General features: G+C 49.8%; 16 protein-coding genes and 1 tRNA gene. 15 read left to right on the top strand and 2 right to left on the bottom strand.

All coding sequences use genetic code 11. From position 1 onward, the window contains the following. The first annotated feature begins 358 nt into the window (after window positions 1-358). On the top strand, window positions 359-1,120 hold the full coding sequence (locus P1P86_15340) for a hypothetical protein (GenBank protein MDF1576558.1): 762 nt from the start codon (window positions 359-361) through the stop codon (window positions 1,118-1,120). A 117-nt stretch (window positions 1,121-1,237) separates the two neighbouring features. Next, window positions 1,238-1,417 carry a hypothetical protein gene (locus P1P86_15335; GenBank protein MDF1576557.1) on the top strand — a complete coding sequence of 60 codons (180 nt, stop codon included), beginning with the start codon at window positions 1,238-1,240 and terminating at the stop codon, window positions 1,415-1,417. Here the strand turns inward: P1P86_15335 and P1P86_15330 are convergent. Continuing rightward, a tRNA-Pro gene (locus P1P86_15330) sits at window positions 1,406-1,484 on the bottom strand. The genes P1P86_15335 and P1P86_15330 overlap by 12 nt on opposite strands. Before the next feature lie 322 nt (window positions 1,485-1,806). Here P1P86_15330 and trxB point away from each other — a divergent pair. Further along, window positions 1,807-2,790, top strand: coding sequence for a thioredoxin-disulfide reductase (gene trxB, locus P1P86_15325; protein ID MDF1576556.1), 984 nt, complete (start codon window positions 1,807-1,809; stop codon window positions 2,788-2,790). 60 nt (window positions 2,791-2,850) lie between these two features. Here the strand turns inward: trxB and P1P86_15320 are convergent, their stop codons facing one another. Beyond that, complete coding sequence (locus P1P86_15320; GenBank protein ID MDF1576555.1) at window positions 2,851-4,107, bottom strand: aminotransferase class I/II-fold pyridoxal phosphate-dependent enzyme; 1,257 nt, start codon at window positions 4,105-4,107, stop codon at window positions 2,851-2,853. Window positions 4,108-4,306: 199 nt separating this feature from the next. Here P1P86_15320 and bamD point away from each other — a divergent pair, with 199 nt between their 5' ends. The 12 genes from bamD (at window position 4,307) to P1P86_15260 (ending at window position 22,700) form a co-directional block, all read left to right on the top strand. After that, window positions 4,307-5,122 (top strand): outer membrane protein assembly factor BamD, encoded by an 816-nt coding sequence (gene bamD, locus P1P86_15315; GenBank protein ID MDF1576554.1) that lies wholly within the window; start codon window positions 4,307-4,309, stop codon window positions 5,120-5,122. Between the two features lie 4 nt (window positions 5,123-5,126). Next, complete coding sequence (locus P1P86_15310; protein MDF1576553.1) at window positions 5,127-5,462, top strand: DNA-directed RNA polymerase subunit omega; 336 nt, start codon at window positions 5,127-5,129, stop codon at window positions 5,460-5,462. A gap of 15 nt (window positions 5,463-5,477) precedes the next feature. Next, window positions 5,478-6,692, top strand: coding sequence for a bifunctional phosphopantothenoylcysteine decarboxylase/phosphopantothenate--cysteine ligase CoaBC (coaBC, locus tag P1P86_15305; protein MDF1576552.1), 1,215 nt, complete (start codon window positions 5,478-5,480; stop codon window positions 6,690-6,692). Continuing rightward, window positions 6,685-7,599, top strand: a complete 915-nt coding sequence (locus tag P1P86_15300) for a DUF4835 family protein (GenBank protein MDF1576551.1) — start codon at window positions 6,685-6,687, stop codon at window positions 7,597-7,599. The genes coaBC and P1P86_15300 overlap by 8 nt, the downstream gene beginning before the upstream one ends. Before the next feature lie 8 nt (window positions 7,600-7,607). Next, the gene (gene recN, locus P1P86_15295; GenBank protein MDF1576550.1) at window positions 7,608-9,260 is read left to right on the top strand and encodes a DNA repair protein RecN; all 1,653 of its coding nucleotides are present in this window, start codon (window positions 7,608-7,610) and stop codon (window positions 9,258-9,260) included. Window positions 9,261-9,328: 68 nt separating this feature from the next. Further along, on the top strand, window positions 9,329-10,162 hold the full coding sequence (locus tag P1P86_15290; protein MDF1576549.1) for an SDR family oxidoreductase: 834 nt from the start codon (window positions 9,329-9,331) through the stop codon (window positions 10,160-10,162). Between the two features lie 75 nt (window positions 10,163-10,237). Then, window positions 10,238-11,392 (top strand): DUF819 family protein, encoded by a 1,155-nt coding sequence (locus tag P1P86_15285; protein ID MDF1576548.1) that lies wholly within the window; start codon window positions 10,238-10,240, stop codon window positions 11,390-11,392. A gap of 50 nt (window positions 11,393-11,442) precedes the next feature. After that, the gene (hutI, locus tag P1P86_15280) at window positions 11,443-12,675 is read left to right on the top strand and encodes an imidazolonepropionase (protein MDF1576547.1); all 1,233 of its coding nucleotides are present in this window, start codon (window positions 11,443-11,445) and stop codon (window positions 12,673-12,675) included. Between the two features lie 5 nt (window positions 12,676-12,680). After that, entirely contained in the window at window positions 12,681-14,372 is a 1,692-nt protein-coding gene (gene ftcD, locus P1P86_15275; protein MDF1576546.1) for a glutamate formimidoyltransferase, read from the top strand. 67 nt (window positions 14,373-14,439) lie between these two features. After that, complete coding sequence (locus tag P1P86_15270; GenBank protein MDF1576545.1) at window positions 14,440-17,721, top strand: S8 family serine peptidase; 3,282 nt, start codon at window positions 14,440-14,442, stop codon at window positions 17,719-17,721. 219 nt (window positions 17,722-17,940) lie between these two features. Further along, window positions 17,941-21,207 carry a TonB-dependent receptor gene (locus P1P86_15265; protein ID MDF1576544.1) on the top strand — a complete coding sequence of 1,089 codons (3,267 nt, stop codon included), beginning with the start codon at window positions 17,941-17,943 and terminating at the stop codon, window positions 21,205-21,207. Window positions 21,208-21,227: 20 nt separating this feature from the next. Continuing rightward, window positions 21,228-22,700 (top strand): RagB/SusD family nutrient uptake outer membrane protein, encoded by a 1,473-nt coding sequence (locus P1P86_15260; protein ID MDF1576543.1) that lies wholly within the window; start codon window positions 21,228-21,230, stop codon window positions 22,698-22,700. The last annotated feature ends 222 nt before the right edge of the window (window positions 22,701-22,922 follow it).

Here is a 22,922-nt window from a genome sequence, read left to right as displayed (position 1 = left end):
TACATCTGACTGATATTCAGCCCGTTCAACTCTTGAAGAAATTGTTTAAATTGAAATTCGTGATAAACTCACGCTAGGGATTACTGTACTGGCAGCATTATCAATCTGCATAGCTTGTGACAAGATTGAAGATGATCCTGATACTGAGAATGAGCAGGAAGCTGAGATTGTTCCGGACGAGGCTCCAAAGCTTTATGATTTTGCCTTATACTTTCTGGCTGATACAAATTTAAAGGTTAAGGATATTTTCGAAGAGGACCAAACGAAACTGGACAGCCTGGAGCTTGCTGAACTTGAGCTGCAAACCCAACCTTGGATATCAGATGAAGACTTACTGATATATGATTTCTCGAGCCATTTGATGTATCTGGAAGGTAAGCGAGATGACCATATCCCTGAAGGGGATCCTATAGCAACGGAACTTCCCTCTGCCTGGTGCTACAGGCCCTTTGTTGCAGTTGCGGAGGGGGAAAAGCAGTATGTTGGTTACCTGGAAGGGGACTATGCCAATACGCTGTGGCCCCTCCCCAGAATCAGTAAAAGCTATAGTCACTTATACCCAGAAGACATATTAGTCATCCAGCAGGGCTATTTCATAGTGCCTTCTGAAGATCAACGGTCCGACAGCCAGATAAAGGAATCCCTTGATAAGGCGGAGCTTCTTCACGAAGGCTTACAGCTGACTTTGAATGAAATTGAATCCATTGAAAATGGAGATACTTCCATAGTCACCTACACATTTACCCTGCTAAATAAAGATGAGGATAATCTGTATGTAATGGACCCGAACAAGGTGGGCGATGACGTTTTCCAACACTTCAACCTTGGTTTACAATTTCGCAGATTAGATGGAGGCGGAGTCTTAACACCTAGTCTCACAAAGGATATAACTGTTCCTGCCTGGAGTCCCGACTGGTATTTTAAACTGAACTGCGGAGATTCCTTAACAAGAACAGTTTCCCTCAAAGCCTATCCGACATTCTCTCCTGGAGCGCATGAATGTATACTATCCTTTACAAGCTATAAGTCCATTTCTAAAGATCAAAGGACTTTATTTGATGGCAGATATTGGATTGGGCCGGCAGAGGCTAACCATCTGACTATTGAGTACAAAGAATGATGATTTATTCTTCATACATCTCGCAACTCTGAAGATTGCTTCTTAATAATTCTCAAGCACTTCTCTGATAATGGGACCTCGATTGCATTTTCGAGAATTACTTTGTATTCTTTAATTATGAGAGCTTCACTATTCTATTGGAAGGAATATTTTACTCATGTGAAAGACCTGATTAATAACAAAAGAAAAATGAGCGATGGAGGCTTTACTATTTGCATGCTGGGAACCATGCATGCAAAGGGTAAAACAAAAGGACTCCCCTCGGAAGTTGAAGGAAGTCCTTTGTGGTCGGGGTGAGTAGATTCGAACTACCGACCCCTCGCCCCCCAGACGAGTACTCTAAACCTGGCTGAGCTACACCCCGATCAATAGTGGTGCAAAAGTAATAATTCATTTCTTATTGGCAAATACTCTTAACTCATTTGAAAGGAAATAATACGCTGTCATACCGTCATCATATGCAGGTTTCATCAAGATGTTGACTGTAAGTTTGTCCGGGAATGAAAAGCAGGCCACATAAATCCGGATTTGGTATTGTATTTGATCGGGGAAGGGGGAATTTTTGTAATTTGAAGAGTCTGTGTACGACCAATATGAATAAGAATATTTCTTATAATGCATATAAGTTATATATAATATAAATTATTTATAAAATATAAAATAATACAATGGATTTATTTAAGCCTATGAGCAGTTCCGAGGAACCTGCCAGCCCCAAAAAAGAACTTGAAGTTTCTGAACATCTGAGGTGCCTGATCCTGGGATCCGGACCTGCAGGGTATACGGCGGCCATTTATGCCGCCCGAGCCAACCTGAATCCGGTTATGTATACCGGGATGCAGATGGGCGGACAGCTGACCACAACCACGGAGGTGGACAATTTTCCCGGTTACCCGGAGGGTACCGACGGGACAGCCATGATGGAAGACCTGAAAAAGCAGGCGGAGCGTTTCGGCACCCAGGTCCGTTTCGGAATGGCCACCCGGGTCGATTTCTCCGGAAAGGTCAAGCAGGTGGTGATTGATGACAACACGCTGATCGAGGCCGACAGTGTGATCCTGGCGACCGGGGCCACAGCCAAATACCTGGGGCTGGAGTCGGAGGAGAAGTTCAAGGGCTATGGCGTGTCGGCCTGTGCCACCTGTGACGGATTTTTCTATAAGGATAAGGTGGTCGCGGTTGTAGGCGGAGGAGATACTGCGGCTGAGGAGGCCACCTACCTGGCCGGCATATGTAAAAAGGTCTATTTGATAGTACGCAGGGATGAATTGCGAGCGTCCAAGGCCATGCAGAAAAGGGTGTTCAACACCAGGAATATTGAAGTGCTCTGGAAGCATCAGACCAAAGAGGTCCTGGGCGATCAGGTGGTAAACGGACTGGAGCTATACAAGAATAAAGGAGAGGCAAATGAGGAGACCCTTCAGATAGATATTGACGGATTCTTTCTGGCCATCGGGCATACGCCCAATTCAGATATCTTCAAGGAATTTCTGGAAACCGACGAAGTGGGATATGTCCAGACCGTTCCGGGGTCTGCCAAAACCAATGTTCCCGGGATTTTCGCCTGTGGGGATCTGCAGGACAATACCTACCGCCAGGCGGTTACCGCAGCGGGAACAGGATGCATGGCTGCCCTGGATGCAGAGCGCTACCTGGGGGAGCTTGAATAATGAAAAAGGCCGTACCTTTTGATACAGCCTCTTTTTTTGATTTATTCAGTTTCGGGATTCCTACACGCGCAGTGCGGAAATATCCTGGAAAGTATCCGATTTGTATTCTCCGGCTTCCAGCTTGGTCCGGCACTCGGTAAAGGCCTGGATGGTTTCGTGCACATCGTCCAGGCTGTGCATGGAGGTGGGAATCAGCCGCAGCAGGATATCTCCCTTGGGCACTACCGGGTAAATGACCATGGAGCAGAAGATGTTGTAATTTTCCCTCAGGTCCAGGATCAGGTTGGTGGCTTCGATAATTCCGCCCCGCATATAAACCGGTGTAACCGGCGATTGCGTGGCACCGATATCAAACCCGGCCTCTTTAAGACCCGATTGCAGGGCATTGACCACGCTCCAGAGCCTCTCTCTTAATGCCGGCATGGATTTCAGCATCTCGAGCCTTTTCAGTGCACCGATCACCATAGGCATGGGAAGGGATTTGGCATAGGTCTGAGAACGCATGTTGTAACGCAGGTAATCCACCACATCGGTATCACTGGCAACAAATCCGCCAATCCCGGCCATGGCTTTGGCAAAGGTGGAGAAGTAGAGGTCAATTTTATCCTGGACCCCAAAGTGTTCTCCGGTCCCCATTCCGGTGGCCCCCATGGTCCCGAAACCATGGGCATCATCCACCAGCAGCCTGAATTTAAACTTGTCTTTCATGTCACAAATCGCCTTCAGGTTTCCCAGGTCTCCGGCCATTCCGAAAACCCCTTCCGAGATAACCAGCACACCGCCGCCCTGCTGATCGGCGCGTTTTACTGCGCGTTCGAGCTGCTTCTCCAGATTTTCCATGTTGTTGTGGGGAAACACATATCTTTTGGCCAGCGACATGCGCATACCATCCAGGATACAGGCGTGCGATTCTGAATCGTAGACGATCACATCATTCCTGGTGGTAAGAGCGTCGATGATCGATGCCATGCCCTGGTAACCATAGTTCAGCAGAAAAGCGTCTTCCTTCTGGACAAAAGACGCCAGCTCACGCTCCAGTTCCTCATGCTTGCGGGTCTGGCCCGACATCATCCTGGCCCCCATGGGGTAGGCCATTCCATATTCAGCTGCAGCTGCAGCATCCGTTTTTCTTACTTCGGGGTGGTTTCCAAGTCCGAGATAATTGTTCAGGCTCCATGTTAACACCTCTTTTCCGCGAAATTTCATATGCGCGGAGATTTCTCCTTCCAGTTTGGGAAAGGCAAAGTAGCCGTGTCCCGCCTTCTGATACTGCCCGATAGGGCCTCTGTTCTTGGTAATTCTTTCAAAAATATCCACAGATATAAGTTTTAAGGATTAAACTGCAAATTTAGTTTTTTTTTCATTGGGTGGATACAAATGCTAATCAACTCATAATCTGCCGGGAAAATTTCAGATTGGTCCGGGCAATAAAACCGGTATGATTTTTGTAAAAAGCTTATTGCAAAAAAAATGCTCAACTCTTTTATTATTAACTCAATAATTGTAATTTTGCGCAATGTTTAAAAAGGGGATAGTTTTTGGGCTTCTGTTTACAGCCGCCGCATGGATCCTGAGTGGATGCGGAGAGTATGATAAGTTGTTGAAAAGCAGAGACTTTCAGAAAAAGTACGAAGTAGGGGTCCAGTTCTATGAGGAGGGGGAATATGCCAAGGCAGCTACCCTGCTCGATCAGGTGGACAATATCTTCAGAGGGACCACCAAGGCCGATACGGTCAAATATTTCCAGGCAAAAAGTTATTACGGGCAACGCGATTATATGATGGCCGGTTATTATTTCAGTGAACTTTCGTCGACTTATGCAAGCAGCGTTTACCTGGAAGAGGCTGATTTTATGATCGGATACTGTTATTACAAACAGTCGCCGAGGCCCGAACTGGACCAGGCAAATACTTACAAAACCATCACTGCCATGCAGATGTTCATGGTCAAATATCCCACTTCTGACCGGATTAGCGAGTGCCAGGAGATTATTACGGAAATGAGCGATAAGCTGGTTGAGAAATCCTTTATCAGTGCCCGTTTATATTATGATCTGGGATATTATAAATCGGCCATTCTGGCCCTGCGCAACAGCCTGATTGAATATCCGGAAACCAAATACCGGGAAGAGCTTATGTTCCTGATCTTAAAGTCTACCTATCTCCTGGCTGATAACAGCATACCCAGTAAGCAGGCGGAGCGTTTTCAGACCACAGTGGATGAGTACTACAGTTATATTGGAGAATTCCCCGAAGGTCCAAACAGCAGGGAGGCCAAAAGGATGTATGAATCCTCCACCAATTTTTTAGAAAATCATAATAAGCAATCATAAGCATATGGATTACAAAAAAACGAAGGCGCCACTGACTACAGTGACCAGGGATTTGAATGACCTGGATGTTGGAACCGATAACATTTATGAGACGGTTATGGTGGCCTCCAAAAGAGCTAACCAGATCAGCGAGGAGATGAAACTGGAGTTGAACAGGAAGCTGGAGGAGTTTGCCTCTTATACCGATAACCTGGAAGAAGTATTTGAGAATCCCGAGCAGATCGAGATCTCCAAATTCTTCGAAAGATTACCAAAGCCTTCCCTGATTTCTCTTCAGGAATTAACAGACGATCAGATATATTTCAGGATCAATGAGGCCCCTGAAATAGAAGAACAATAGCCCAAAATCTTCCTGATGGATCTTGCAGGAAAACGTGTTATTCTTGGTGTAACGGGCAGTATTGCTGCTTACAAAGCCGTTTATCTGCTCAGGCTTCTTATGAAAGAAGGAGCCGGGGTGCAGGTAATTATGACTCCGGCAGCCAGGGAATTCGTGGGTCCTGTCACATTTTCATCCCTGTCAGGCAAGCCGGTTTTATCCGATTTTTTCAGTTCGGAAGGGGGCGACTGGAACAGTCATGTGGAGATGGGCGTTTCTGCTGACCTGATGCTGATTGCTCCCGTGACGGCCACCACCCTGGGCAAAATGGCCGGCGGGGTGGCCGACAATCTGCTGGTAACGACCTATTTGTCGGCCCGCTGTCCTGTGGTAGTGGCACCCGCCATGGACATGGATATGTACCGGCATCCCTCCACACAACGTAATCTGGATATTCTGAAGGGATACGGGGTCTTATTTATTGAGCCTGGAGAGGGTGAACTGGCCAGCGGGCTGGAAGGTCCGGGACGGATGGAGGAACCGGAAAATATTATCCGTTACATCAGGCAGATCAAATCAGGGCCTTCAAAAAAAAAACTTCTGAATAAACAGGTCCTGGTAACAGCCGGACCCACACACGAAAACATCGATCCTGTTCGTTTTATTGGTAATCATTCCTCCGGAAAGATGGGCTTTGCCATTGCAGAAGCATTTGCAGCCGAGGGAGCAAAGGTAAGCCTGGTAAGCGGCCCCGTGAGCCTGAACAGCTCTGCAGAAGGCCTTGAAATTATCCGGGTGACCTCGGCGGGTGAAATGTTTGACAGGTGCAGTGCCCTGATGGAAAAGATGGATGTGGCCGTGTTTAATGCGGCTGTTTCTGATTTCACTCCTGTATTCGTATCTCAGGGCAAGGTGAAAAGAGGGAAGGATGAGTGGACCCTCAGACTGAAGCCTACCCGGGATATTGCCGGGGAGATGGGAAGCAGAAAGAGGGCCGGACAAATTCTGGTGGGATTTGCACTGGAGACCGATCAGGAACTGGAACATGCACGAGAGAAGCTGGAGAAGAAGAACCTGGACCTGATTGTGTTGAATTCCATGAAGGACAAGGGAGCAGGATTTGGAACCGACACCAACCGGGTAACCATGATCGACCGTCTGGGGAATGCGGAGAAGTATGAATTGAAACCCAAAGAGCAGGTTGCAGCTGACCTGGTGCAGCGGGTGGTAAATATGATGGAAAATGCGTAAGGCCGGACTATTGTTATCTGTTTTCCTGTTTGCTGTGAATCTGCATGCTCAGGAGTTCAGGTGCAATGTGCAGGTGGTAAGTCAGCAGATACAGGGGACCAACAAACAGGTTTTTCAAACCATGCAGAATGCCATCTTCGAGTTTATGAATAACCGGGTGTGGACCAATCACGTGTACACCATGGAGGAGCGGATCGAATGCAACCTGATGTTTAATATTACCGAACAGTTGTCTGCAGATGATTTCAGGGGCACTCTGACCATCCAGGTCCGCAGGCCCGTATTCAATACCAATTATTATACCACCACCATGAATTTCGTGGATAACGATATCCGCTTCAGGTATGTGGAGTTCTCGCCCCTGGAGTTTGACCTCAACTCTCATCTTTCCAATCTTACTTCCATTCTCTCCTTCTACGCTTACTTTATTCTGGGGCTCGACTACGACACCTTCTCTCTCTATGGGGGCACCCCTTATTTTAACAATGCCGAAAGAATCGTGCTCAATGCACAAAATGCACCGGAATCCGGTTGGAAACCCATGGATGATATCGCCCATAAAAGCCGATACTGGCTGGTCAAGGATATGATAGATTCTGAATATCAGAGGGTCAGGGAGTTTAACTACCGTTACCACAGGCTCGGTCTGGATGTCATGGATGAAAAGCTTGCCGAGGGAAGAGCGGAAATCACCAACAGCCTGGAGCTCTTACAGGAGGTATACCGGAGCAAGCCGGATCCCTATATGTATCTTTTGCGTCTGATTTTCGATTGTAAGGTGGATGAGATCGTAAATCTCTATTCGGAATCCTATCCCGAGGAGCGTAACAGGGCCCATCTCATCCTTACCGAGGTGGACAAACCCAATACCAATAAGTATAAGGCTATTCTGGATCAAACACTTTAGCAGCCCGCATGATCCAATCTCTTTATATAAGGAACTATCTCCTGATTGACCACCTGGAGCTTGATTTTTCCACGGGGTTTATTACCATTACCGGGGAGACCGGTGCCGGGAAATCCATTCTGATGGGTGCTTTGTCCCTGATTCTGGGACAGCGGGTAGATACTTCGGTGCTAAAACTCAAGGATGCCAAATGTATTGTCGAAGGAACCTTTCTGCCTGGAGAGGGAGTCCGGAAGATCATGGAAGCTAACGATCTTGATTACGAAGAGCCTGCCACCATCAGGAGGGAGATAGCCCCCGGAGGGAAGTCCCGGGCTTTTATCAATGACTCGCCTGTTAATCTGCCCCTCCTGAAGGAGGTGGGGAGCCTGCTGGTAGATATCCATTCCCAGCATCAGAACCTGAGGCTGAATGATCATCTGTATCAGATGGAGGTGATAAATCATATGGCAGGGATAGAAAAGGAGCTGGCCCGCTACAGGAAGACCTTTGCTGCTTATACGGAGATTAGCGGGGAACTGGAACGGGTCAGCAGGGAGACTGCAGCCTTGAAGGAGGAACTGGAGTATATGCAGTTTCTCTTCCAGGAACTGGAGTCGGCACAACTGACGGAAGGAGAGATGGCCGGTCTGGAAGCCGATCTGCAGCGTGCCGAACATGCAGAAGAGATCCGTACCGCACTCTCTGAGACGGCCGGACATCTTGCTGAGGAAGACAGCGGTATCCTCGACAGGTTGCGTTCCTCACTAAGCCAGATGCAGAAGATCTCACCCCTCTATACTCCTTCCAGAGCTCTAGCTGAAAGGATGGAGTCGGCATACATAGAATTGAAAGATCTTGCTTCAGAAGTGGAGAGCGAGGCCGGAAAAACGGGACTGGATCCGGGTGAACTGGAGCAACTCAGGGAGCGGATGGACCTGCTCTTTGGCCTGATGCAGAAACACCGGGTGCGGCAACTGGAAGAGTTAATTGAGCTGAGGGATCAACTGGGCGAAAAGATCGATGCCCTGAGCTTTTCTGATGAAAGGATCGGAAAGCTGAAGAAGGAGCAGTCTGCCCTGCTTCATGCCCTGGAACAAGAGGCCGGGGTACTGCATGGGAAACGGAGCTCGAGTGCCGGACAAATGCAGCAGAAGGTGGTTGAACAACTCTGGCAACTGGGGATACCCAATGCCAGGTTTAAGGTGGAGCTGGTGAAAACCAGCACCTATGACAAACATGGATCGGACCAGGTCAGATTCCTGTTTTCTGCCAATAAGCAGCTGCCGCTTGAAGAAATCTCCAAAGTGGCTTCCGGCGGAGAGGTATCCAGGCTGATGCTCTCCATCAAGTCCATGGTTTCGGACCGGAAAGGGATGCCGACCCTGATCTTTGACGAAATAGATGCCGGGGTCAGCGGTGAGATTGCCGATAAAGTTGGTGGCATCATGAACCACCTGGCCCGGGGAAGGCAGGTGATAGCCATTACCCACCTGCCCCAGGTAGCCTCCAGGGGAGCCGAACAATTTGTGGTCTACAAGGAAGATACCAGTGATGCCACCTATACCAGGATCCGTAAGTTACACGGCGAGGAGCGTATTACTGAGATTGCCCGGATGTTGTCCGGAGAAGAGCTTACTGAAGCGGCACTTTCCAATGCCCGCGTACTGCTTCGTATTTAGGTATGGATCGCACAAAGTATACCTTCAATTGTTATTAGGGCAGAAAATAAAATTCAAATCATAATATCATGGCTTATAATTTACTGAAAGGAAAAAAGGGGATCATTTTCGGAGCTCTGAATGAACAATCCATAGCCTGGAAGGTGGCTGAGAGGGCTCATGAAGAAGGGGCCCGGATTGTTCTTAGCAACGCACCTATCGCATTAAGAATGGGGACCATCAACGAGCTGGCCGAGAAGACCAGTTCCCAGGTGATTGCTGCGGATGCCACCAGCCTCGAGGACCTGGATCATCTGTTCCGGAAATCCATGGAGATCCTGGACGGGAAAGTCGATTTTGTACTGCACTCCATCGGTATGTCGCCCAATGTAAGAAAGGGCCTGGAATATGATGAACTGAATTACGGCTACTACCACAAAACCCTGGATATATCTGCATTTTCACTGCATAAGGTCTTAAGCACAGCCAGGAAATTGGATGCCATTAACGAATGGGGTTCTGTGGTTGCTCTCTCTTACGTAGCTGCACAGAGAACCTTTGCCGGATATAATGACATGGCCGATGCCAAGGCCATCCTGGAATCCATCGCCAGGAGTTTTGGCTATATGTACGGACGCTCCAGGCGGATCCGTATCAATACTGTATCTCAATCTCCCACCCCCACCACTGCAGGAAGCGGGGTGCATGGCTTCGACAAGCTGGAGGATTTTTCCGAGCGTATGTCTCCTCTGGGGAATGCGACTGCAGCCGATTGTGCAAATTACTGTATCACGCTGTTCTCCGACCTGACGCGGAAAGTGACCATGCAGAACCTTTTCCATGACGGGGGGTTCTCCAGCATGGGTATGAGTTTCAGGGCCATTGAGCAATATGAAAAGAGCTTTAAGGATTGTCCCGAGTAAGCTAAAAAAATAATCATCAGCTTTTGACTTTCGGCTTTTTGATTATTTTTGGAGCTGAGCTAAAAGCTGAATCCTATGGGCGCAATCATTATTGCCAGCTATTTCCTTATTCCAGCATTTCTTCTTTACTACAGCACCCAGTTTTCCATTATTAATAAAATTGGTATTGTGGTGTTCTGTTACGGAATCGGACTGGTGATGGGAAACATCCATCTTATCCCTGATTCCATACTGGGTACCCAGGGCGATATAATGGGAGTGACCATCCTCCTGGGAATCCCACTGGTACTTTTTTCCGAAAACGTTGTAAAATGGGCCAGGATGGCCAAAACCACCTTTATTTCCCTGTTGCTGGGTGTGGCATCGGTGGTCGTATTGGTTTTCGTGGGCTTCTTTGTATTCAGGAACAGTATTCCGGAGATCTGGAAGATTTCGGGGATGATGATTGGAGTATACACCGGGGGAACGCCAAACCTGGCTGCCATCGCCCGGGCACTGGCTGTGGAGGAGGAACTTTATATTCTGACGCATACGGCCGAACTGGTGATCGGGGCACTGATCCTGCTTTTTCTGATCACCGGGGCCAAGCCTCTTTTTGGTCTGTTTCTGCGGTCGTATGGCAAGGACCGGGAAATAGGGCTCCGCGACGAGCTTGATGTGTCGGATTTTGAGAGTTACGAGGGTTTTTTCAGGAGAAATAACTTTCTGGGTATTCTCAAAGCCTTTGGCGTGGCCCTGTTGATTTTCGGGATTGGCTACGGGACCACCTTTCTTTTCACGGGGGATGCCAAAGATACGGCTGCCGTTCTGACGGTAACCACTCTGGGGATCGCAGCTTCTCTGATTCCGGCTATTAACCGGATTAAAAGCTCATTCCAGCTGGGAATGTACTTTATCTATGTGTTCTGCATTATTGTGGCCTCCAAGGCAGACCTGATATCCCTGTTCAATGTGGAGAATATACACCTGATGGCAAACCTCCTGCTCTATATTGCCCTGGTGATTGTAGGCTCGCTGGTTTTGCATGCCATTCTTTCATGGATATTCAGAATCAATGTGGACGATTACATCATCACTTCCACAGCGCTGTCCAACTCTCCGCCTTTTGTACCCGTTGTGGCAGCTGCCATTCGCAACAAGGAAGTGGTGATACCGGGGATGATTATCGGAGTCATCGGCTACGCCATAGGGAACTACCTGGGAGTGGCCATCGCCTATCTGCTGAAGTAAGATTGCTCTATAACATTCATGGAGCGCTGTCAATTTCATATCTTCGTGGTGTGAGACTAGTCCTGAAAAATATTGGCAGCCTGCTGGTGGTCGATCATGAGCCGGACGCCTGGGTTGCAGGTAAAGCGATGGCCTCTGTGGATGCTTTGCAGGATGCCTGGCTGGTTATCGAACAGGGGAACATTGCCTGCTTCGGAGAGGGGGAGGTAATTCCATTCCCGGATGATGAAGTGCTGGACTGCCGCGGGGGTATTGTGATGCCTGCTTTCTGCGATTCACATACCCACCTGGTTTATGCAGGGAGCCGGGAACTGGAATATGAGGATAAGATCCGGGGATTAAGTTACGAGGAGATCGCCCGGAGGGGAGGAGGGATCCTGAACTCGGCAAAGCTATTATCAGCTACCTCAGAAAATGAACTGTTCGCCCAGTCGCTTCCCAGGGCCAGGGAGATCATCCGGTCGGGAACCGGAGCTGTGGAGATCAAAAGCGGGTACGGACTGAACTTGCGGGATGAACTGAAGATGCTCCGTGTAATCAGGAGGATCGCGGAGGAAACCGATCTGACCGTTCGCTCCACATTTCTGGGAGCGCACGCGTTTCCGGCCCGATTTAAGAAGGATCCCGACGCTTATGTGCAGCTGGTCATCGACGAGATGATCCCCGCTGTGGCAGAGGAGGGGCTGGCCGACTTTGTGGATGTGTTCTGCGACCGGGGGTTTTTTACCGTGGATCAGACGGAACGGATCCTGGAGGCAGGGGTGAAATATGGACTGCCTCCTAAAATACATGCCAATGAGCTGGACTTCTCAGGTGGAGTGCAGGCGGGTGTAAAATACGGGGCCCGTTCGGTGGACCACCTGGAGTTTGTGGGGGAGGAGGAGCTGGCAGCCATAAAGGGAAGTGCTACCATGCCCACCCTGCTCCCGGGAGCATCCCTGTTCCTGGGGATGCCTTATGCCCCGGCCAGAAAGATCATTGAGGCCGGACTTCCCGTGGCCCTGGCATCCGATTTTAACCCGGGATCTTCTCCTTCGGGGAATATGGAGCTGGTGATGTCACTGGGGATCATGCTGCTGAAAATGCTTCCTTATGAAGTGCTGAACGCTGTTACCCGAAACGGAGCCTATGCCCTGGGACTGGAGAAGACACATGGCTCCATCACCCCGGGCAAGGTGGCCAACCTGATCCTTACAGTACCTATGCCCGGGTTTGGCTTTATGCCTTATAGCTATGGAAGCAGCCAGATAAACAAAGTGATCTTAAACGGAAAAATTCAATAAGTTTTATGGAGCAGATAATAGAGTGCGTTCCCAATTTTAGCGAGGGAAGGGATATGGAAGTGATCCGGCGGATCACCGATCAGGTGGAATCAGTAGAAGGTGTGAAGCTGCTGGATGTGGATCCCGGGAGAGCCACAAACCGCACCGTCGTTACTTTTGTGGGATCGCCCGGGCCGGTGGTGGAAGCTGCCTTCCTGGCAGTTAAACGGGCTTCGGAGTTAATAGACATGAGTAAGCACCAGGGCGAGCATCCCAGGTTCGGAGCCACGGATGTGTGCCCTCTGGTTCCTGTGTCCGGGATTTCTATGGAGGAGACGGTGACCTATGCCCGTCAACTGGCCGAAAGGATAGGAAATGAGATTGGGATACCGGTCTATTGCTACGAGAATGCGGCAATACATCCGGACCGGAAAAACCTGGCCAGTGTGCGATCCGGCGAATATGAAGGATTGAAAGAGAAACTGAAGGATCCGGAGTGGAAACCCGATTACGGCAGAGCTCAGTTCGTTCCGCGCACCGGGGCCATTGCGTTGGGTGCCAGGGATTTCCTGGTTGCCTATAATATCAACCTCAATACCACCTCCACCAGACGGGCAAATTCCATTGCATTCGATGTAAGAGAGCGGGGACGCACCCTCAGGGAGGGAGATCCCCTGACGGGCAGGATCGTAACGAATTCAGACGGAACACCGGTTATGGTCCCCGGTTCCCTGAAGGAGGTCAAGGCCATTGGCTGGTTTATTGAGGAGTACGGGGTGGCTCAGATTTCCATGAATCTGACTAATATTTCGGTAACTCCTGTTCATGTGGCCTTTGATGAGGTATGTAAGAAGGCTGAGGCGCGGGGCATACGGGTTACCGGTTCCGAGTTGGTCGGACTGGTGCCACTGAAGGCCATGCTCGATGCGGGCCGTTATTTTCTGAAAAAGCAGAAGCGCTCCACGGGAGTACCGGACCGGGAATTAATCAAGATAGCCGTTAAATCCATGGGGCTCGACGAACTGGAGCCCTTTGATCCCCGGGAGAAAATCATTGAATACCAGATGAAAAAGGAGGATGGCACGTGCCTGGCAGATAAAAGCCTCAGGGCCTTTATGGAGGAGACGGCCTCCGAATCTCCCGCACCCGGCGGAGGATCTGTTAGTGCCTGCATGGGATCCATGGGTGCGGCCCTGGCCACCATGGTGGCCAATCTCTCTTCACACAAGAGGGGATGGGACGATCGCTGGGAAGAGTTCTCTGAATGGGCCGAACGAGGAAAGGCCATCCAGGAGCGACTCCTGCAACTGGTGGATGAAGATACCAGGGCCTTTGAGGCAATTATGGCAGCCTATGGTCTTTCCAAAAAGTCCGGGGAGGAGCAGGAACGCAGGAGGGAAGCCATTGAAGCAGCCACCTTACGCGCCATTCAGGTACCCTTTGAGGTGATGAAGATGGCCTTTTCAGGGTTTGAAGTGGCGGAGGCCATGGTTGAGAACGGGAATCCCAACAGTGTAACGGATGCCGGGGTGGGTGCCCTGGCCATACATGCCTGCATAGAGGGTGCCTGGCTCAATGTGCAGATCAACGCCGGAGGTATAAAAGAACACCCGGAAGTTGCGAAAATGGAAAAAGAAGGTGCGGAGCTGATCAGGCAGTCTTCCGGCATCCGAAACAGGATACTGAAGCGGGTGGAAGATAAAATATACTCCAGATAAATCACTTTCTGCCCCGATCCTTTCGGTAATGGCATATTTGGTATTATTATTGTGCTGGCAAAAAAAAATGGTGGGAAAGCGACTGATTTATACCGGTGTGTTATTGGGGATATTGACTCTGGCAAAGGGACAGGTTCAATTGATCCGTGAGGGCTCTGCAGAAGAGAGGCGTTCAGAAATCGGATTCATAGAGCCCGCACCTGAAAGAAAGCAGACTCTCCGGAGTGCGGATAGCCTTCAGCTGCTAAGTAAACAGATCTATCCCGATGGAAGGATTGTAGCGATACGCGGCTTTAATGCCCGGATGAAACCTGAATTTCTCACCACCCATAACCTGATGGCTGCCAGGACTCTGTCCACGGACAGAGTTTGGACAGAAGGAGGTCTGGCTTACCATCTGGATGGTTCCGGTGTGGTCGTCGGGGTCTGGGACGGGGGGGTACACCGAAGCACTCATGTGGAATTTGACAGCCGCGCACTGATCCTGGATGGTTCAGACGAGGTGGCGGGCCACTCGACCCATGTGAGCGGGACTATCGGGGCCAGTGGACTGAATGCCTCGGCCAGAGGAATGGCCGGGAAGGTCATTATTGAAGCTTATGACTGGGATCAGGACCTGCAGGAAATGGAAGCAGCTGCCTCTCAGGGGTTATTGATATCCAATCACTCCTACGGCCTGATTGCAGGCTGGGATTATAACAGTGACCAGGAACGCTGGCAATGGTGGGGGGATCTTTCCATCAGCGGGGAAGAGGATTACCTGTTTGGGTTTTACCATCGCGATGCGCGCGAGTATGACCGGATTGCCCGAAGGCATCCGGATTACCTGATCGTGAAATCGGCCGGGAACGACCGTGGAGAGGGCCCTTCTCCGGGGACCGAACACTATGTCTGGGAAAACGGCGCCTGGGTTGTTTCCCCGGTGGTCAGAGATAAGGACGGAGGGGACGAGGGTTTCGACACCATGGGCCCAAGCAGTACGGCCAAAAATATTCTTACCGTGGGAGCTGTCCGGGATATGCCCCTGGGATATACCGGCAGGGAAAACGTAATGATCACCAGTTTTTCCGCCTTTGGTCCCACCGATGATGGCCGGATTAAACCCGACCTGGTTGCCAATGGAGACCGGCTGTTTTCGGCCTATTCAGAGAGTGACGAGGACTACAGGAACAGTTCAGGGACCTCCATGTCGGCCCCGAACGTAAGCGGTTCGCTGGCCCTGATACAGCAACATCATGCAGATCTTTATGGATCCTACCTGAATGCAGCATCCCTGAAGGGACTGGTGCTGCATACGGCCGATGACGCAGGGGTACCGGGACCGGATTACAAGTACGGATGGGGATTGATGAATACCCTGAATGCTGTGAATCTGATCTCGGACGAGCGCTACGATCGCTTGCAGGAGGCCACGCTTCCGGAGGGTGGGGAGTACCGGCTGAGCTTATATTCCAATGGGGAGGAACCCATTAAAGTAAGCATCTGCTGGACCGATCCTGAAGGAATTGTTCCCGCCGCAGAGCTCGATCCCGTAAAGAGAATGCTTGTGAATGATCTGGATCTGAGAGTGGTACGCCTGGTGGACGGAAAGGAAATACAGGCGTTTATCCTGGATCCCCTTCATCCTGACAGGGCGGCCATCCGGGGAGATAATGTTCTGGATAATGTGGAGCAGGTTCTGGAGGAGCTCCCTCTGAAAGGCTTTTATGAGGTGATCGTAAGCCACAAGGAAAGCTTGTCGGGGGAGAGCCAGGACTTTTCCATAGTATTCTCGGGACTGAGAAACGAATATTACGCTTCGGGTCTGAATGAACTCACGGCAAACAACGGGGAGTTTAAACTTAGCTCTGCCCCGGAGTATCTTCCGGATATGGATGTTGCATGGATTATTGAACCGGAGAACAGTCTGCCGGTCACCCTCTATTTCGACTTTTTCAATACCGAGGAAGCAAATGATCTCCTGACTATCTATGACGGGGCTGATGAAAATGCACCCCTGCTAGCCACTCTGGACGGATCCCCGGATACGGAGACTCTCGAGTTTAATTCAAGCTCCGGACAGCTCTTTGTCAGGTTCCGGTCCGACAGTCAGAATGAATACCCGGGGTTCCGGGCCCTGTATTGTACAAGCGCCCCTGAAGAAACAGCACATATTCAGGGAGAGCTCTATCCCTGTAACGGAACCAGCAGCCTCTATCTGGCATCCGGGGTTTCCGGTGTCGATTATCTGTGGGCTCCGCCGGAGGGCTGGTTTATAGACAGCCTGATTGCGGATGGAGCTTACCTGAACGTAGGCCCTGTACCGGGACTTTTACATGTGGAAGTGTTTAACCGCTGCGGGTCCGGTCCGGTCTCAATGGTCGAACTCACACCACTGGATACAGTACCATTTTTGACTAATTTCCAGGCAGATACCATGCCCTGTGCCGCTGTGCCCACATGGATCGAGGTGGACAGCCTGCCGGGGACCACTTACAAATGGTCTCTGCCGGTCGATTGGCTGGGGACCAGCATCAGTCATACCCTGGAGTACATTCCGGGATATGAACCGGGACTTATCCGTGTGCAGCTGCGGAATGCCTGCGGCTTTGGAGATACCCTGAACCTTTCCATAGATGTAAAGAGAGTGCCGGCGGAGACTCAGATCCTGAGCAGCCGTGACAGTCCCTGTGCCTTATCAGAACAGGAGTTTTACGTGAATCCCCTTGAAGCGCACTCTTATCAGTGGACTACCATCGACGACTGGAGCATAGAGGGAGGTTCAGAGGGGGATACGGTTCTGGTCAGGGTGGGCATGGAAGCGAGTTTTATTTTCGTAAATGCGACCAATAAGTGCGGCTCCCGCCAGTCGAACAAACTATATCTGACTTCACCGCTTCCCGATCCGCCGGTAGTCCGCGTGTCGGATAGTGAATACGAAGGCTACAAACTGCTGGCGGTATCCAATTCTTCAGATTACAGCTCTTTTCAGTGGTACCGCGATGGATGGCCCCTGGAGAGTCAGATGGCCAGGGAACCTGAGTTTGTGGCCCATCTTCCCGGATTATACACCCTTGGAGTAAGTAATCGTGAAGCTTGTGAATATATCCAGGATGAAGAGGATGGAATTGAAATTGATCAGGAGAATCAGGATTACAGTGTCTATACCGGTTTAAACTCACACCTGGTGGTCCTGAATCATACCAGTGATCAGGCTCTGCTCCATATTTACGATTTCCTGGGCAAATTACGCAGCATCGAAACCCTGGAACCCGGACACAATGAGATTCCTTTCCCATTCAGCGGCAGCTTTATAGTCAGAGTCTCGGGTTCGGGTAATACGCTAACTAACAGAGTATTCACCTATTGATGCTTTTCATGTCCTTTGCATGTAAACTGCACGCACTTTCAATGAACATGCGCAAAGGAGGTGTAAGCAGGCTCTGATCAGGGAGTTTTTTTCAAGTGTACTCAAGTGTTTACAAATGCCGGAATTGTTAATCATTGTTAAAGAATTAATTTTTTTTTCATAGTTTTGATTTTTGAAAGTAGAGCGTGTTAACTTAGTATAAACCTAAAACCTTAATCTATGAAAAGATTAACAATGCTTTTAGCATTTTTTGTGTTTGCAGGTACTTTCTTGTATGCACAGGGTGTACTGATTACCGGAACTGTAACAAGTGCGGATGACGGAACGCCATTACCAGGTGTTTCGGTAGTGGTTCGGGGAACCACCATTGGTGCAGTTACAGATTTTGAAGGGAAGTATTCAATTACTGTACCCGAATCTTCTAACACCCTCATCTTTAGCTTTGTGGGTATGCGGACTGCAGAAGTGGCCCTGGATGGCCAGTCTGTGGTGGATGTGCTCCTGGAAACCGATGCCGTGGGTATCGATGAAGTCATGGTCGTTGCCTATGGTACTGCCAAAAAGGCCTCTTTTACCGGGTCGGCGGAAAACATTGGCACTGATAAAATTGATAACATCCAGGCAACTTCGGTTTCAAAAATGCTGGAAGGCGCCACTGCCGGGGTGCAGGTTACCACTGCCTCCGGACAGCCCGGATCAAACGCAACCATCCGGATTCGCGGTATTGGTTCGATCAATGCCTCCAGCGATCCTCTTTATGTGGTTGACGGGGTGCCTTATGGTGGAAACCTTAACTCCATCAATCCCGACGATATTGAAAGCATCACGGTTCTGAAAGACGCTACCGCTGCAGCCCTTTATGGTGCCAGGGGCGCCAACGGGGTGATCGTGATTACCACCACACGTGGAAAATCAGGAAAGATGGAACTGGAAGTTAAAGTCCGCCACGGATGGTCGGACAGGGCTATTGATGAGTATCCAAGGCTGGGCCAGAAAGACCATTATGAGAAAACCTGGGAAGCTTACAGGAATTCATTGGTTTACGGATCCGGCTATACCATGCAGGAAGCAGCCGAGATTGCCTCTTATGGCCGGGATGCAGGAGGGAACAGCATTAATACCGTTGCCCAGCTGGGGAACTACAATGCATATAACATTAATCCCACCCAGCTTATTGGTACGGATGGTAAGTTAAACCCAAGTGCTGTTCTGCTCTATCCCAACGAATGGGAAGATGTGCTTTTCCGGATTGCCAATAAGCAGGATTATAACGTGAATGTGACCGGCGGGGATGAAAAATCCAACTACTACATTTCACTGGGCTACCTGGATGAGCAGGGACTTATGGAATACTCCAGCATGCAGCGTTACAGTGGAAGGGTCAATGCCGAATCGCAGGTAAAGAAGTGGCTGAAAATCGGTTTGTCCACCAATGCGGTGACTTACAACACCAATAACTTCAGTGATGGTAATTCCACCACCTCTAATCCTTTCTTCTTCTCCAGGGTCATGGCACCAATTTTCCCTGTATACCAATATGGTACATGGAATTCGGCAAATGCCGGACAGGTGATTAGGGACTCGGACGGAAATAAACTCTTTGATTTTGGATCCGCTGAAATGACTTTTGACGATGGCTATCATCAAATAGTGCCCGGTCTGCGTCCCTATGCGGGGACTTTCAACCTGGCAGGTTCTCTGAATCTGGATGAAAGATCCACCCAGGTGGATGCGGTTTCGGCCCGGACCTTTGCGGACTTCTCCATTCTTCCCGGTCTGAATTTCAGGACCAACCTGAGTGTGGACTTTAATGGCGCTTCCGGAACCACCTATCAGAATTCCACTTATGGCGATGCTGCCGGATATGGACGGATCACCAAGAACTATGGCAGAAGGCTGGTAACCACCTTTAACCAGTTGCTTACTTATAACCGGGCCTTTGGTCAGAGCACGATCGATGTGCTGGCAGGCCATGAAAACTATCTCTATCAGTTTAATTACCTGACTGCCACCAGGATCGGATTTCCCTTTGAGGGCATCCGGGAACTTGCTCCTGCCGCCACCGGTGAGGGATCAAATTCTTACGAGAACAACGACCGGATCGAGAGCTTCCTGGGACGTGTGAACTTTGATTATGCGGACAGGTATTATATTTCGGCCAGTATCCGTGCCGACGGTTCTTCCAGGTTCCATCCCGATACCCGCTGGGGTACCTTCTGGAGTTTAGGAGGTAGCTGGAGAATCAGTGAAGAGAGCTTCCTGCAGGCGGGATGGATCAATACGCTGAAACTGAAGGCCTCCTACGGGGTACAGGGAAACAACGACGGGATCGGATTTTACCCCTGGCAGGGTCTCTACGGTCTGGGTAACGACAATGCCTCCTTTTCCGGAGCCCTGGCCAATTCCCTGGAACTCCAGGAGCTGATGTGGGAAGAGAATGGCAACTTTAATACCGGGGTTGAATTCGCCATATTCAAAAGAATACGCGGTAGTTTTGAGTATTTCGTAAGAAGCTCAAAAAACCTTTTATTTGAAGTACCCCAGCCCCGTTCACTGGGTATCGATACCAAGTGGGAGAACATTGGTGGTATGGAGAACAGGGGGGTTGAAGGCATCCTTTCCGCGGACATTATTGCCACGGATGATTTCCGCTGGAACTTCGATATAAATATTACTCACTATAAGAACAAGATTACTGAACTTCCCCAGGAGGAGATTATCCAGGGATCCAAGAAGCTGATGGTCGGAAAATCCATCTACGAATTCTTTACCTGGGAATATGCCGGGGCCGATGCAGCTACCGGAGCCGCCCTCTACTGGAAGGATGAGGTTGAGCAGGACGGTGAAGGAAATGACATGATCGGCGAGGACGGAAAACCTGTACTGACCGGAAACAGGTTGCTCACAGATGATCCGACCGATGCCGACAGGTACTACCTGGGAACTTCCATTCCCACCGTCTATGGGGGGATTACCAATACCTTCCAGTTCAAAGGCTTTGACCTGTCTATTTTCCTGACTTACTCCCTGGGAGGCAAGTTTATGGATTATAACTACCAGTGGCTGATGCGGGAAGGGGACCTGGGTTTTGCCTGGCACGAGGATATTCTTGACGGATGGACCGAGCCTCTTTCGACCAGCGGACTGCCCACAGGGACCAATACCGATGGAGACCAGGTTTCCTATGATCCGGATATGATTCCCCGGGTGGAAGTCGGAAATACCGATTTGAGGTATACCTCCAGCCGCTTCCTGTTCGATGCTACTTATTTCAATATCAGGAACATCACTCTGGGATACAACCTTCCCCAGAATCTGGCCGGCAGGATCGGAGCCAGCGGCCTCCGGGTATTTGTTACAGCGGACAACCTCTATATCTGGACCACAAATCCCGGTATGGATCCAAGGCAGAATTTTGGTGGAACTGCTTCAACTCAGTATTCGCCGATCAAAACTTATACGGTCGGTTTGAATGTTAAGTTTTAATCAACGTAAATTATGATAATATGAAAAGGATAAATTCTTATCTGTTAATCGGTTTATCGGCAGTGCTGATGTTCTCCTGTTCCGAGGAGTACCTGGATACTGCTCCCACCGATGCAGTTTCAAAAGATGTGATATTCGAGACCGTCCAGGGTGCCGAAGTGGCCATTAACGGGGTCTATCGCTGGATGTACAGCTGGAACCAGCTGGGCAACAGGCGCCACGACGACTGGGGTTACAGAACCCTGGGCCTGAAGGCCGACCTGATGGGTCACGATATGAAAGTATACTCCCGTGGTTATGGCTGGTTTATCAGTGATTATAACTATACCGGTCGCGGACAGGTTACGGATAATACCACTGCCAGTATCTCTTACAATCTCAACTATGACATTATTTACAATGCCAATGTGATTATTGAGATGATTGATGACGTGCAGGGGGATCAGACAGAAAGGGACTGGATCAAGGCCCAGGCTCTGACCGTGCGGGCTCATGCCTATCTCTGGCTGGCCCAGTTTCATGCACCTACCTATGCAGGCAATGAAAATGCCCCCTGTGTTCCCCTGAAACTGGAATCCACGGAAGAGCATTTACCAATTTCTTCTGTGGGTGAGGTATATGCCAGTATTGTCAACGATCTGGAAGATGCCATTGATCTGTTCACCAGTTCGGGCATTTCCCGTCCGGCAAAGTCCTACATTAATGTACAGGTGGCCCAGGGAGTTCTGGCCCGCGCTGCACTGAATATGGAGGACTGGACCACGGCCATTGCTGCGGCTAAGGCTGCCAGGGAAGGGTACTCCTTAATGAGTAACGCCCAATTGACCGGAGGATTTAATAATGTGAGCGTTGGCGAATGGATGTGGGGTTTTGACATTAATGAGGAACAGAGTACTATTTACGCCTCCTTCTTCAGCCATATGGATCCCACCCGGCTCTCCTATTCCAGTCTGGGACTGCAGAAGCAGATACCTGCTTATTTGTATGATACGATCCCGGCTACGGATATCCGCAAGGCCCTTTTTGTGGATCCCGCGGACGAAACCTGGTTCGATCCATGGGGTACCCCCATACCCACTTATGTTTCCGTGAAGTACAGAACTCCTTCCTGGGCTGCTGATTATATCATGATGCGGGCTGCCGAAATGTACCTGATCGAAGCGGAAGCTGCAGCGGAAGCCAGTCAGGAAGTGGTAGCTCTGTCTGCAATCAATGCGATTCTGGAAGCCCGGGATCCGGGCAGCTCCATCAGCCTGAGCGGCGATGAACTGATCCAGGCCATCCGGCTTCAAAGAAGGATCGAGCTCTGGGGAGAGGGTTTTGGCCTGTTCGATATCAAACGCTGGAACATACCGCTTGACAGAAGGGATCATGATCCGTCACTCTGCCAGGTCACCGATCTTGACGCAGGATCTTACAGGTTCAACCTGAGAGTTCCTCAGTATGAGATTGATGCGAACGATATGCTGAGTGAAGCAGACCAGATCGACTAGCTAATCTTAAGGATTAAATATGTTTATACAAAGAGGGGGCCCGCGCCCCCTCTTTTAAGTTTTAAGAAGATAACCCTTACTTGCAGGGATTGGACCCTTTATGATTGCCTGTCCGAATAAGATTCTTATAATCAGAAAATAGTTAACCCGTTGTGCTATTAAGAAGCCAACGCATATTTTAAGTGGTTCAACGGTTTCTCGTTCTTATAATTGATATACTGT

The sequence above is a fragment of the Bacteroidales bacterium genome (assembly GCA_029210725.1).
Lineage (GTDB): Bacteria > Bacteroidota > Bacteroidia > Bacteroidales.
The sequence above is the reverse complement of the archived record's forward strand: the minus strand, read 5'-3'. Positions and strand labels throughout refer to the sequence as shown.

What these genes read in the sequence shown, in the direction of transcription:
- P1P86_15335 (MDF1576557.1), top strand. Translation starts at nt 1,238, where the DNA reads ATGAGAGCTTCACTATTCTATTGGAAGGAATATTTTACTCATGTGAAA.
- trxB (MDF1576556.1), top strand. Translation starts at nt 1,807, where the DNA reads ATGAGCAGTTCCGAGGAACCTGCCAGCCCCAAAAAAGAACTTGAAGTT.
- bamD (MDF1576554.1), top strand. Translation starts at nt 4,307, where the DNA reads ATGTTTAAAAAGGGGATAGTTTTTGGGCTTCTGTTTACAGCCGCCGCA.
- P1P86_15310 (MDF1576553.1), top strand. Translation starts at nt 5,127, where the DNA reads ATGGATTACAAAAAAACGAAGGCGCCACTGACTACAGTGACCAGGGAT.
- coaBC (MDF1576552.1), top strand. Translation starts at nt 5,478, where the DNA reads ATGGATCTTGCAGGAAAACGTGTTATTCTTGGTGTAACGGGCAGTATT.
- P1P86_15300 (MDF1576551.1), top strand. Translation starts at nt 6,685, where the DNA reads ATGCGTAAGGCCGGACTATTGTTATCTGTTTTCCTGTTTGCTGTGAAT.
- recN (MDF1576550.1), top strand. Translation starts at nt 7,608, where the DNA reads ATGATCCAATCTCTTTATATAAGGAACTATCTCCTGATTGACCACCTG.
- P1P86_15290 (MDF1576549.1), top strand. Translation starts at nt 9,329, where the DNA reads ATGGCTTATAATTTACTGAAAGGAAAAAAGGGGATCATTTTCGGAGCT.
- P1P86_15285 (MDF1576548.1), top strand. Translation starts at nt 10,238, where the DNA reads ATGGGCGCAATCATTATTGCCAGCTATTTCCTTATTCCAGCATTTCTT.
- ftcD (MDF1576546.1), top strand. Translation starts at nt 12,681, where the DNA reads ATGGAGCAGATAATAGAGTGCGTTCCCAATTTTAGCGAGGGAAGGGAT.
- P1P86_15270 (MDF1576545.1), top strand. Translation starts at nt 14,440, where the DNA reads ATGGTGGGAAAGCGACTGATTTATACCGGTGTGTTATTGGGGATATTG.
- P1P86_15265 (MDF1576544.1), top strand. Translation starts at nt 17,941, where the DNA reads ATGAAAAGATTAACAATGCTTTTAGCATTTTTTGTGTTTGCAGGTACT.
- P1P86_15260 (MDF1576543.1), top strand. Translation starts at nt 21,228, where the DNA reads ATGAAAAGGATAAATTCTTATCTGTTAATCGGTTTATCGGCAGTGCTG.